The organism is Vibrio sp. Vb0937 (assembly GCF_033338855.1).
In genome coordinates this window covers 398,480-411,063 of the sequence record NZ_JAWOTK010000001.1, presented here as the reverse complement: position 1 = coordinate 411,063, position 12,584 = coordinate 398,480, and the positions used below count along the sequence as shown (strand labels likewise).

General features: G+C 44.4%; 9 protein-coding genes. 3 read left to right on the top strand and 6 right to left on the bottom strand.

Features of this window, described 5'->3' with window-relative positions:
- Positions 1-20: 20 nt before the first annotated feature.
- Positions 21-998 (bottom strand): ecdysteroid 22-kinase family protein, encoded by a 978-nt coding sequence (locus R7P67_RS01860; RefSeq protein ID WP_262653306.1) that lies wholly within the window; start codon positions 996-998, stop codon positions 21-23.
- Entirely contained in the window at positions 995-1,270 is a 276-nt protein-coding gene (locus R7P67_RS01855; RefSeq protein WP_262653289.1) for a GNAT family N-acetyltransferase, read from the bottom strand. The genes R7P67_RS01860 and R7P67_RS01855 overlap by 4 nt, the downstream gene beginning before the upstream one ends.
- Before the next feature lie 127 nt (positions 1,271-1,397).
- Between R7P67_RS01855 and R7P67_RS01850 the strand changes: the two genes are divergently transcribed.
- Positions 1,398-2,144 carry a flagellar brake protein gene (locus R7P67_RS01850; RefSeq protein ID WP_411912800.1) on the top strand — a complete coding sequence of 249 codons (747 nt, stop codon included), beginning with the start codon at positions 1,398-1,400 and terminating at the stop codon, positions 2,142-2,144.
- 124 nt (positions 2,145-2,268) lie between these two features.
- On the opposite strand, the gene R7P67_RS01845 is transcribed toward R7P67_RS01850, so the two are convergent.
- The 3 genes from R7P67_RS01845 to R7P67_RS01835 form a co-directional block, all read right to left on the bottom strand.
- Complete coding sequence (locus R7P67_RS01845; protein WP_151515316.1) at positions 2,269-3,228, bottom strand: porin; 960 nt, start codon at positions 3,226-3,228, stop codon at positions 2,269-2,271.
- Between the two features lie 397 nt (positions 3,229-3,625).
- Positions 3,626-5,254 carry a methyl-accepting chemotaxis protein gene (locus tag R7P67_RS01840; RefSeq protein ID WP_005375120.1) on the bottom strand — a complete coding sequence of 543 codons (1,629 nt, stop codon included), beginning with the start codon at positions 5,252-5,254 and terminating at the stop codon, positions 3,626-3,628.
- A 293-nt stretch (positions 5,255-5,547) separates the two neighbouring features.
- Positions 5,548-7,908, bottom strand: a complete 2,361-nt coding sequence (locus tag R7P67_RS01835; protein ID WP_136976844.1) for a Lon protease family protein — start codon at positions 7,906-7,908, stop codon at positions 5,548-5,550.
- Between the two features lie 187 nt (positions 7,909-8,095).
- Here R7P67_RS01835 and R7P67_RS01830 point away from each other — a divergent pair, with 187 nt between their 5' ends.
- Together R7P67_RS01830 and R7P67_RS01825 are read left to right on the top strand one after the other, a co-directional pair.
- Positions 8,096-8,593, top strand: a complete 498-nt coding sequence (locus tag R7P67_RS01830) for a hypothetical protein (protein WP_005375116.1) — start codon at positions 8,096-8,098, stop codon at positions 8,591-8,593.
- Positions 8,594-8,678: 85 nt separating this feature from the next.
- A complete protein-coding gene (locus R7P67_RS01825; protein ID WP_238967413.1) occupies positions 8,679-10,310 on the top strand; it encodes an ABC transporter ATP-binding protein in 1,632 nt (543 codons plus the stop codon).
- A 236-nt stretch (positions 10,311-10,546) separates the two neighbouring features.
- On the opposite strand, the gene R7P67_RS01820 is transcribed toward R7P67_RS01825, so the two are convergent.
- Positions 10,547-12,580 carry a prolyl oligopeptidase family serine peptidase gene (locus R7P67_RS01820; RefSeq protein WP_238967412.1) on the bottom strand — a complete coding sequence of 678 codons (2,034 nt, stop codon included), beginning with the start codon at positions 12,578-12,580 and terminating at the stop codon, positions 10,547-10,549.
- Between the last annotated feature and the right edge of the window lie 4 nt (positions 12,581-12,584).

The following is a 12,584-nucleotide window of genomic DNA, read 5'->3' as shown; positions in this document are numbered from 1 at the left end:
TTTTCTTTTTAAACTTCGACTCACTTTCGTAAGTAAGCCAACGCTCTGCGAGTCAATGCTTCTGTGTAGGGATTGATCTTCCAGTGGTCGGGACTCCAACCTTTCACAAATCGCTGAAAGTCTGCCCAAGCCACAGCAAACAAAGGACGCCATTCACGCTCGACTTCATTAGGGTCAAGATTCGGTTGATAGACCATTAGCGCGTGTTGCAACTGAGCAAAATACGTATCCAAAACCCAAACTTCCATCTCTGCACAACGTTCTGGCTTAACGGCGCTACTCATAAACAGTGCCACATCTTTCATTGCACACCCACATCCAACGTATTGAAAGTCAACCGCAACAACGCTTGATTCTTCTTCATCAAAACAGAAGTTCGCCAATTTGGCATCACCGTGTACTAGTGTTTTAAACTTAGCTTGCGAAAGCGTTTGATCAATCAATTGAGCCGCATTTTGTAGCTCAGTGTCTTGCAATGCTTCAAGCTCGTCGGGTCTGGTTGCTAAGTGCCAGTATGTTCCGGTATGCCACAACTTATCCGAACGAACATCAATGTATCGCGCATGAAAGTTCGCCAACCAAGTGAGGCAGGCTTGTAGATGCTCTAGCTGTGCATCTGTGATGACTTTTGGAAAGCCCACCTCGGCGAGATCTTCCATCACAATGAGCCATTCATTCTCCGATTGGAACGTTTTTAGACCTTGTGGTACTCGGCAGCGAGTATCCACCCCTCCGGAAAAATACTCATACCAATTCACTTCCACCTGATAAGAATGCAACTTTCTTTGATGAGAACGGTCCGTATTCCAGCCTCTAGGATGCTCTGAAGGCTTAGGGAGTTTTACATGCTTAATGATCACCGAACGAGTAGAAGAAGTAACTCGGACTAACTCTCCATAGCCTCCCCATAGCGATTGTATGACTTCTACAGAGCGGTAATTACCTAGATTGAGTTCCTGGCCAATAGTTTGGTAGCGTTGGTGGTTGTTACTCATCATGCGAGCAGATGTGACCACGTTTGGTTCTTCTCCATATAGTGAATAACATATGAGCAAACTGGTTTGATTTGATAACCGAGTGACTCAATTTCTGGCAACACCGCTTCCATCATCACTTTTCCGTACCCCTTACCTCGCAGTGCTTCAGGAACAACCGTTGATGTAATGTGCATGACATTACCCTCAAGCTGGTAAATCACCTTGGCTTTATAGCCCTGCTCTAAATCAACCCAGAATGTACTATTCGTGGCTTCATGAGTTACTTCATGCATATCTTGCTCTCTAATTTTTGTTACAGATTGATTGAATCAAACTATATCACTGAATAAAATCGATACCATGCGAGAGTGCTTCTTCGCCTCACGCGATTACCTTCTTACATCAGGTACGACAATTATAATGAGAAATATGAGCCCAATTGCCAGAGACGGCAAGCTACCTCTGCAAAACAAGAAGGCACCAGAACGTCAGGCAAGTACATTAAATAGCACCGATGCAATGGCAATGGTCGAACACGGCAGTGAAGTGAGCGTAAACGTCACCACCCCCGTTGGTACAAAGTTTATTACAACCAGCACATTTGTTGGCTGTCACTCAAATAATACTGCATTGATAGAGGTTCCGAACATCTCCGATGAAGACTTGAAGTTCTATTTTCAAGAAGGCTTTTGGATCAATGTAAAAGCCTACTCTCATCGAGGTGAAGGGGCCGTTATCCCATTTAGGGCCCAATTACAGCATCGACTAGGCGAACCGTACCCAATTTTGGTGCTAGACCTACCCAACACTATGCAGGTCTTTCAGCTTCGCAAAGAAGTACGTTACGAAGTAAATTTGAGAGCGCGTGTTTGTTTAGAAGCCTATCGAACTGAATGCGAAATAAGAGATTTATCTCGTAGTGGCTGTCGTTTTGTAACATCACCAATGAGCCGGCCACTTCAGGTTGGTGACCACGTTTCATTGGATCTAACGATGCCCGGAGAGAGTCGTATGCTAGCGCCATTGCGAGGTCGTATTTGTAATTTACAAAAATCAACGCACTATGCTCGCTACGGAATGGAGTTTGATGAGGTTGGTAAAAACAACGCTAAAAACCTCCTCAGTCACCTCAAATTTGATGGTACTAAGCTCACACTAAAAAGATAGATTTGATAACCCCTATCGCTTATCAAGAAGCTTTGAAGTGCTAGAAAACAAGAAACCCCTTACTTTTCAGTAAGGGGTTTTTATTTACTAAGAATAAGGCAGTATCTTAGATAAGAGTCATGACTTAGAAGTCGTAACGTAGACCTAGCGCTAGCTCATCTTTTTCATCAGCGCCTTCGTTATCCATTAGATCGAAGTTGTATGATGCGTAGCCACGGAAGTTAGGCTTGAAGTAGTAAGTTACATCAACAGCTAGGTTTTCTACAGTATCTGCGTCTTCTAGTTCACCTTTGTTGAACGTAGAAGTGAATACAGTTTGACCCATAGTGTAAGCAGCAGCTAGTTCGTAGCCTTTGTAATCAAGAGTCTTGCCTGCAACATCCATATCCGCGCCAGTGTAGTTACCAGCGAAGTAGAAGTCACCTACAGAGTATGCAGCTACCAGCATGAACTCATCGCTGTCGTTTTGATCTGCGTAACCAGCACCTAGTTCAAAACCAGTGTTAGCAAACGCGTAAACACCAGATAGAGAGAAGCCATCTTCCTCGTTGTCTGTAAAGCCTTGTGCATCTGTTGTGCGATCAGCAAAACGGTAGCTAGCACGTACAGCTAGTTGCTCGAATTGGCCTTTGTAAGACAGCATGTTATCTGTACGGTCAGAAACAGGCAGTTTAAGTGCTGCTGTGTTACCGTGGTAAGCCATAATGTCAGTAAAGTCAGTAAGAACCACTAGTGCGCCGTCGTTTTTACCGTAAGTTACTTCACCGTATTTGCCACCCAGACCCGCATAAGCGTAACGAGTTTCAAGATCACTATTGTTATCTACGGCACCTTCTTCTTTTGTTTTGAACTCACCTTCCCAAAAACCAACGCCGTATAGGTTTTCATTGATTTCCTGTTTGCCTAGGAAGTTAAGACGGATGCGAGTACGGTCTTCTGCCTTACCATCCATCATAGAAAGACGCGCTTCAGCGCGGCCGCCCATCTCAAGAGAAGTGCCATCTTGGTTGTATAGTTCTGAAGCGACAACTTGAGATCCTGATGCCATTAGCGCCACTGCTACAGCTAAAGTTTTTAATTTCATTGTTATTTTCCATATCATTGTTTTATATGTGTTTTCTCACCAGAAAAACAGGACTTTTCTGTACCAACGAGAAAACTGGCGGCATAGTAGCAGCTGTTATTTTTCACGCAACGTGTTGAATAAACAGCACTTATAGAAGAAAACACCACTTAAAATGACGATATGAATACCTCTCAACCATCAAGTTATCGGTTGAGTTAAAAAAAATGTTCGCGTCAAAAAAAAATTGACGAAAAAAATGTAAAAACAATATCACAAAACGTGATATTGCCCGCAAAAAAATCTTGTTAACTGACTGTTTTAGATAGACTTATTGATAATAAATCCGATTATTACAAACAAAAAAATCCCTGAGCATTCACTCAGGGATTTAGAGATTTGATAAGTAGATGATGAATTAAAGCTTAAAGAAACTTAATTGCTCTTTCTGCTTCTCTGCAAGTAATGAAAGCTCAGTACTCGCACTTGCACTTTGGCTGATGCCCGCTACGTTTTGGTTTACAAGCTCCGACATGTTAACCACGTTGCGATTGATATCTTGAGTAACTTGAGACTGCTCTTCGGCTGCGGTTGCTACTTGCGTGTTTGAATCGTTGATGTTGGCGACCGACTCGGTAATTCCAACCAACGCTTCATTCGCTTGTTGCGTCAGCTCGTTGTTGCGGCTAAGCATATCAAGGCTGACTTGCATACTGTCATTCGCCAGCCCAGACTGCGCTTGAAGCTCTTCAATGATCGTTTGGATCTCTTGTGTCGAGTCTTGAGTACGCGCTGCTAGCATGCGTACTTCATCAGCTACTACCGCAAAACCACGACCAGATTCACCAGCTCGCGCCGCTTCAATCGCAGCATTCAATGCTAGCAAGTTGGTCTGCTCAGATACGCCGCGAATCACTTCAATAACATCGTTGATCTGTACAGATTGCTCTTTTAGACGCAAAACAACTTGCGCTGCATCGTTCAATGCTTGAGACATTTGCGCACTTGCTTCCGCACTTTCTTGGAAGATAGCCAAACCTGATTGAGCAAGTCCATCAGCTTCACGCGCGGTTGCGTCAGCAGAGGTCGCGTTATCACTCACATTATTCGCAGTGCTTGCAAGCTCGTTAACCGCAGATGCAACTTGCTCGATCTCCGCTAACTCTTGTTGAGCGTTCGCTTCCGCTTGCGTCATTACCGCAGCTAATTCGGTCGATGCAGATGCAACTTCCTCACTAATACGGGTTAACTGGTCCACAGTGTTGTATAACTGCTCTGCGGTTTGGTTTACATCTTTGCTCAGCTTAGAGATCTCATTGTCCCCATCGACATCTGCACGTACTGATAGATTACCCATTGCTAACTGACGCATCACTTCTTGCAGCTTTTGGATTGGTGTAACAATCATGCCAGATAGGAACCAAGCGCCTATCAATGAGAAAGCAAATACCGCTAAAACCGTCAACATAGCGTTATTTTGCACACGTTCATTTTGCTGATGACTTCTGATAGTAGATTGTTCAGCTTGCTCGTTTACATGCTTTGATAGTGTGTTAATTTGTTGGACCATTTCTCGGCCAACATTGCGATACTCTTTGACAAATGCACGGTACTCGCTATCCGATTTCAAACCTTGATCGTATTGGTTGAAGAAAGCAACTGAGCGCTCTGAATATCGCACATAGGATTCAATTGCTTGGCGAACTTTAACGGCATCGTCACGGAATAGGTTTCGGGCTTCAATTGCGCTTAAATCGGCATCAACTTGCTTTAAGCCTTCTTTCAATTCGGTTAGAAAATTCTCACGACGAGAAGCATCGTAAATAGCGTAAACCGCGCTTATGCGCAGAGGGTAAATTTGGTCGTCAATACTCGCCAATGTGTCTTTGTGAAAAACCAAAGATTCTTGGTTGGAAGCAATAACATCTTGCTCTGCTTGAAGATTGTTTTTAGTAATCCAAAGAGCAATAAACAAAACAATCGCGGTAAATAATACCGGAACCAAAATTTGCGTTCGTACTGACAAATTTTTCAGTGATAACTGCATGACAGGGCCTCAGTTGTATGCGTGATGTCTATATCCAAACAAACTCGAGCAGTGCCTATAACAACGTTACTTTTCGGCAGTTTGAATATCTATGCTTCCTTGCGACGGGATAAATCCCAGACGAATAAACAAGTGGCGAATATTAGAGGTTGATCACACTTTTGTCTAGTACAAAAACTCTCCATTTTCAATCTGTTATTGACAATATCCCGACAGTGGCGTCGGGATATTGTCGTTATGATAAATTATGATCACTTATGATGAGATACATTCACATTTAGGACGGTTTCAGCCTATTTTCTCAACGAATTGAGCTTAGCTTGAGCAAGGCCAAAAATGGTATCGATTGGATAAGAGCCTTCATCGGTTGGCTCACCAGCAACTTTCCCCGTAAACAATTCGATAGCTTCAGTAACATGGTCAATCGCCCAAATATTAAACTCACCTTTTTCGACTGCTTTCACGATGTCGGAACGAAGCATTAGATTGTGAACATTAGAGCGCGGAATAATGACCCCCTGCCCGTCATGACGACCTTTAATTACACACACATCATAAAAGCCTTCGATCTTTTCGTTTACGCCACCAATAGGCTGAGCTTGACCAAATTGATTCATCGACCCTGTTATCGCAATGTCTTGTCGATTTGGTTGCTTTGAAAAAGCAGACACAACCGCACATAACTCAGCCATGCTGGCACTATCACCATCAACACCACCGTAAGATTGCTCAAAGGTAATGGTTGTCGTTAATGGCACTCGTGCCGTTTTACCAAATACGGAAGATAAGTAGGCAGACAAAATCATTACGCCCTTAGAGTGAATACTGCCACCCAAATCCACGCTGCGCTCGATATCGATAACATCCCCATCACCGTAACACGTCGTCGCTGTGATGCGATTCGGTGCACCAAACATGTAGTCACTAGTGCTCAATACCGAAAGTGCGTTCACTTGGCCTACGGCTTCTCCTTCGGTGCGAATCAGCGTTGTGCCGTTAATAAAGGTTTCCATTACGTTATCGCGTAATCGGCTTACTCGCATTTCTTGGTTATTGAGCGCCTCTTCAACATGCCCAATACGGATCATGTTGGAGTTGGCTTGACGAGCCACGTAGTTCGACTCTCGAAGCAAGTTGGCGATATTAGCCGAATGTAGAGATAGCTTGGATTGGTCGCCAGACAAACGTGAGCTGTATTCGATGATCCGAGCAATGGCTTTGCGATCGCAATGCAGCATATTGTTGTCATGCACCACGCTAGAGATAAAGCGCGCGTAATGCAGCTCAGACTCCGGCGTACGTTTCATTTCGTCTTCGAAATCTGCCGTCACACGGAACAACTCGCTGAACTCTGGATCGTAATGTTGGAGTAATTGGTAAGTTCGGTAATCACCAAATAAGATAATTTTGATATCAAGCGGAATCGGTTCAGGATCGAGTGATACCGCCCCCGTCAATGTGACCTCTTTTTCTAGAGACGTAAAACTCAATTGACGAGCACGCAATGCGCGCTTCAAACCATCCCAAACGTAAGGCTGTTCAAGTACTTTCTGAGCATCCATTAATAGAACGCCGCCATTCGCCTTATGCAAGCTCCCTGCGCGAATCAGCGAGAAGTCGGTAAACACCGTTCCCTTGAAAGTGGCAGTCTCAATCGACCCGAAGAGTGAATGATAGTTGGGATTTTCTTCAACAACGATAGGAAATTCGCTGCTTTTACGGCTTACCAAGACGTTCACTTTATAACGACGTGGCAATTTTTTATCCAAGGATGCCGTCGCAATTTCGCCTTGCTCGCCACTTTGGTCAAGGAAGATATCTGCGTTTTCAACAATATCTTTTTGCAGCTCAGTTAAGTAGGTTTTGATTTCGGAATATTGCGCGTAATCCACTTTGAGTTTTTTGATGAAGTGAGTAATCACATCAAGCGTCACTTCATCATTGAGCTTTTTGATTTTATCGCTGTATGTCTCTTCCCACTCCGTAAGCTCACGAACCATCGAGCGCAATCGCACTTCGAGTTCATCAATAGCATCGCTGAATTGCTCTTGTTCTTTTTTGCTTAGTGCATCAAAAGACTCTTCCGTATGAAGCTCATCACCGTTCATGGCGACAAACTGATAATCCCCCTGTGTAGTCAGTGTTAGGCTGATGCCTTTTTCTTTTGCCTCTCGACTAATACGATCCAGCTCGTTTTGTTGCTTAGCTGCCAATTGATTTTTTAATCGCTCAGCGCGGCTAAAGTACATTTCATTGTCGAATGCTAGGGGTAAAGCATTCAATAATTTGCCCATTAAAGCTTCAATATCAACACGTAGCTTATTTCCGATACCACAAGGCAGCTTTAATACCTTTGGTGTACGGGTATCCTCAAAGTTCGCAACGTAACACCAATCAAACAGGGCTGCTGCATCGTGTTGGTGACGATTCAGATAGCGCAAGATCATGGTGCGTTTACCTAGCCCATTCTGACCAATGGCGTAGATGTTATACCCTTTCTCTTTGATGGACATCGCAAACTCGACCGCTTTTTGCGCGCGCTCTTGGCCCACGATTTCATCAATTGGAGGTAACTCCTTGGTCGACTTACATGGCATATTCTCTAGATCTGCTACAGAATATAGCTGCTTAGCTTCCAATCTTAGTATTGCCATATCCACTTCCTTTTTTCTTATTTTCGTTATTTGAGTGTAGAGATTATTTGCTTAATTTTAAGTGATTTACCTTCCACCCTAGATTGATTGGACATTTTATGAACACATAAGTAATATTAACACGCACTTGCAATTGATAATCAATTTCATTTAATATCTAAACAAATCAAATGTTGTGGAGATGGATATGAATATTGAGCAATGCTGGATGCGCTACTTAAAAGCGGAGCAACTGATGGAACAAGGCCATTGGCCAGAAGCTCATCGTTTATATGACGACGTGCTCAACAATCTACCCAACCACATTCATCTAGCGCTAGAAAATGCACAAACTAAACCTTGCCAGTTTGTATGTCTCATTACGGGGCTTAGAGATGCCAGCGTGACGCAATCAGAGATTCTCAACAAACTCGGCTTACAGCATGATGCGTTCTCAATACTCAATCAAACTTACGCGCTATTTCAATTTTTGCAGCTAGAGAGCCATGAACTGATTGAGCGCGTAGGTCACCTACTTGGTCAACAGAGCGAAGACTTGTTAGCTCACATGGCGGCATTTTGCTCTGCCCAACGTAATGCTCAATGGATGATAGAACTCGAGCACGTAACGCGCGCGCATGAGCAGTTCTTACATTTGCAAGCAATGAGTTCGGCAAAATCTTCGCCTTCTCACCTGTATAATTAATCTAAAGCTCAAGCATTGAGGCCAGCTAGGTTTATGCTGTCCATTGCTTGAGTATCATTTGCTTTATCAACCACAAGGATCTGTGATGTCTTCTAAAACCATTCTTTCGGTGAACAACCTATCAGTCAGCTTTACGACAAACGATGGGATCGTCGATGCAGTAAAGAATGTTAGCTTCGATTTAAAAGCAGGCGAGACGCTGTCCATCGTTGGCGAATCTGGCTCTGGCAAGTCAGTATCAACCAACGCACTGATGAAACTACTGCCAGACAACGCTATTGTGCATGAAAGCTCATCCATCATGTTTGAGGGTAGCTCCATCTTGGATAAAACAGAGCGTGAAATGCAAAGTATTCGCGGTGATCGCATTGGCATGATTTTTCAAGAGCCGATGACCTCACTAAACCCGTACATGCGGGTGGGTATCCAAGTCGCTGAGGCCATCATGTGTCACCGCCCGGTCGACAGACGAACAGCAAAAGCAAAGGTGTTAGAGCTGTTTGAATTGGTTCATATGCCAAACCCAGAAAAAGCGTACAACAAGTACCCACACGAATTTTCTGGTGGTCAATTGCAACGCATCATGATTGCGATGGCACTGATTAACGAGCCCGATATTTTGATCGCCGACGAACCTACAACAGCGTTGGATGTCACGGTTCAAGCAGAAGTGTTGCACCTGATTAAAGAAATTCAGGCTCAGATGGGCATGGCAATCCTATTTATTACTCATGACTTAGGCGTCGTAAAACACTTTGCAGACCGTGTCATTGTGATGTGTAAAGGAGAAGTCGTCGAAGAAGGCGAAACGCAAACACTCTTCGAGGACCCAAAGCACGAATACACACGTATGCTAATCAACTCGATTCCTAAAGGCAGTAAGGAGCCTATTAGCGAAAGTGCTACACAGCTTTTAAAGGCCGACGATATACGAGTCAAATTCTTGGTAAAGTCGCATTTTATTGCGAGCAAGAATGAGTACTTCGAAGCGGTAAAAGGCATTTCTCTTGAGCTTAAACAAGGAGAGACCCTCGGGATCGTTGGGGAGTCCGGTTCAGGTAAGTCTACACTCGGCCGAGCTTTGATAGGTCTACTGACCTCAACTGGCAAAATAGAATATAAAGGCCAAGATATGGCCTTGCTGACAAACAAAGAACGTTTTGAGCTGAAAAAAGACGTTCAGATGGTATTCCAAGACCCTTATGGTTCGCTTTCTCCTCGTATGACTATCGGCGAGATCATCACAGAAGGATTAACTGTCCACCAACCAATGTTGAGTAAAAAAGAACGTATGCAGAAAGCGCGCAACGTGCTCCGTGAGGTCCGCTTAGATCCCGCGTCCATCAACCGTTATCCGCACGAGTTTTCAGGAGGCCAGCGTCAGCGTATTGCTATCGCGCGAGCACTGATCCTTGAACCTTCGTTTATTCTGCTTGATGAGCCAACCTCTGCATTAGACCGCTCGGTGCAACTGACAGTGATTGACCTTCTGAAAGATTTGCAGAAAAAGCATAACATTGGCTACTTGTTTATTAGCCACGATCTATCAGTCGTCAAAGCCCTTTCTGATCGTGTTCTTGTCATGCAAAAGGGCGAGGTCATGGAGCAAGGAAGCGCACAAGAGATTTTCCATCACCCAAAAAGTGAGTACACTAGAAAACTGATTGATGCCTCATTTGATCTTGAAAACAATGAAAATCAAAATGATGCTGCTTAGATTCATCACAGTTTCATATTAATGAACTAGGATTAAGTAAAGATGATTATTTCATCTTTACTTGAGAATGGCGTAGCTGCCTTTCGGTTTGGCCGCCGAGACTGGTTGGTTCATCGAGTCAGACTTAGTCACCCTGACTCAACAATACTGAAAAATAGTATTACTTGAGTTCCCCCAACCATGAAAAATGCCGCGATTCTGTCGCGGCATTTTTTATTCTCTAAAGCTCAAAATCGTTAAATCGAACCGATACCCATGTTGTATAGCGTAAATGCGTACACATCGGTCGTGAGATCGATTTGCTTGCTGAGCGGCATACCGGCACCATGACCGGCATTCACATCAATACGAATCAACACCGGATTTTCGCCTTGCTGTTTGTCTTGCAGTTCAGCAATAAACTTATACGAGTGAGCAGGCACAACTCGGTCGTCATGATCAGCGGTTGTCACCAAGGTAGCAGGGTATTGCACGCCTTCTTTTACATTGTGAACAGGTGAATACCCAAGTAAGTATCGGAACATCGCTTCACTTTGTTCTGACGTGCCGTAGTCGTACTTCCAGCCTTCACCAGACGTAAATGTGTGGTAACGCAGCATATCAAGCACACCAACCGCAGGCAGCGCAACTTTGAATAGTTCAGGACGTTGCGTCATACACGCTCCAACTAACAAACCACCGTTAGAACCACCACGAATCGCTAGGCGCTCCGAGCTGGTGTAGTCATTTTCAATTAGGTATTCCGCTGCCGCAATAAAGTCATCAAACACGTTTTGCTTTTGCTGCTGAGTGCCCGCATTGTGCCAAGCTTTACCATATTCACCGCCGCCTCGCATGTTGGCGACAGCGTAAATGCCACCCAATTCTAGCCAGTTGGCCACATTGCCAGAAAACATCGGAGTGAGGCTGATGTTAAAACCGCCATAACCATACAGCATGGTTGGCGCACTGCCATCAAGCGAGATGCCCTTCTTATATGAGATGATCATTGGAACTTGCGTGCCATCTTTTGAGGTGTAGAACACCTGTTTTGACTCATACTCATTGCGATCGAACGGCGCTTTTGATTCTTGGTAAAGCGTCGATGCACCAGATTCGACATCAAATGAGAAGATCGTCGGTGGTGTCACGTAGTTAGTAAAGGTGTAATACAGCGTGGTTTCTTCTTTTTTACCCGCTAGACCGTAAGCCGTGCCCTCTCCCGGCAGTTCTACATCTCGAATCCACTCACCTTGGTAGTTAAACTGCTGCACTTTAGAAAGCACATCCACCATATAAGTCGCAAACAGATAACCGCCACCTTTGCTGATTTCTAGCGGCTGTTCTTGTTCAGCAATCACGTCAGCCCATTGTTCTGTCTGAGTGTTGTAGCTGACAACTTTGCCGTTCGGCGCATCTAGGTTGGTGTAAAGCAGCAAGGTTTCGTCTTGACTATCAATTAAGTAGGTGTCGCCTTGCGTTGTATCACGAAGCGTCACAATCGCTTGGGACTCAGACTGTAAATCGATATAAAACAGACGATTACCCGATGTAGATTCTGCGCCAGAGATAATGAGGAAGCGATCATCTGTCGTCGTCGTACCAGACACATAACGATGAACTTGCGTATCCAACTCACCAAAAATCACTTTGTCTTCAGATTGAGATGTACCAAGTTCATGATAATAAAGCTTGTGATGCTCAGTTCGAGCAGACAACTCGCTGCCTTGCGGCTTATCGTAGCTTGAGTAATAGAAGCCTTTGCTGCCCAGCCAAGAAATCGACGTAAACTTCGCATCAACAATCTCAGGCTCTAACTGTTCTTTGGTTTCCGTATCAATGATAAAGATCTTACGCCAATCACTGCCCCCTTCCGAGATGGAATACGCGACCAAACGGTAGTCTTTAGAGAAGCTGACTTCGCCAAGAGAGGTCGTGCCCTCTTCGGAGAAAGTATTTGGATCAAGGAAAACCTCGGCTTCTCCCTCGCCTTTACGTCGATACAATACGCTTTGGTTTTGCAAACCGTCGTTTTTGTAGAAGTAGGTGTAGTCACCACGTACAAATGGCTGGGAATATTTTTCGTAGTTTTGGCTGTTCGCGACTAAGTCACGGATTTGTTGGCGGTACGGGATCTGACCAAGGAAATCGAACGTGACCGAATTTTGACCCGAAACCCATTGTGCGGTTTCTTCACTTCGATCATCTTCTAACCAGCGATAAGGGTCGGCAATGTCGTGACCAAAATAAGTGTCCACGACAGAATCTTTACGTGTTTTTGGGTAATGCATAACG

Coding starts and splice junctions, on each gene's coding strand:
- R7P67_RS01825 (WP_238967413.1), top strand. CDS start 8,679: ATGTCTTCTAAAACCATTCTTTCGGTGAACAACCTATCAGTCAGCTTT.
- R7P67_RS01820 (WP_238967412.1), bottom strand. CDS start 12,580: ATGCATTACCCAAAAACACGTAAAGATTCTGTCGTGGACACTTATTTT.
- R7P67_RS01855 (WP_262653289.1), bottom strand. CDS start 1,270: ATGCATGAAGTAACTCATGAAGCCACGAATAGTACATTCTGGGTTGAT.
- R7P67_RS01845 (WP_151515316.1), bottom strand. CDS start 3,228: ATGAAATTAAAAACTTTAGCTGTAGCAGTGGCGCTAATGGCATCAGGA.
- R7P67_RS01860 (WP_262653306.1), bottom strand. CDS start 998: ATGATGAGTAACAACCACCAACGCTACCAAACTATTGGCCAGGAACTC.
- R7P67_RS01850 (WP_411912800.1), top strand. CDS start 1,398: ATGAGAAATATGAGCCCAATTGCCAGAGACGGCAAGCTACCTCTGCAA.
- R7P67_RS01840 (WP_005375120.1), bottom strand. CDS start 5,254: ATGCAGTTATCACTGAAAAATTTGTCAGTACGAACGCAAATTTTGGTT.
- R7P67_RS01835 (WP_136976844.1), bottom strand. CDS start 7,908: ATGGCAATACTAAGATTGGAAGCTAAGCAGCTATATTCTGTAGCAGAT.
- R7P67_RS01830 (WP_005375116.1), top strand. CDS start 8,096: ATGAATATTGAGCAATGCTGGATGCGCTACTTAAAAGCGGAGCAACTG.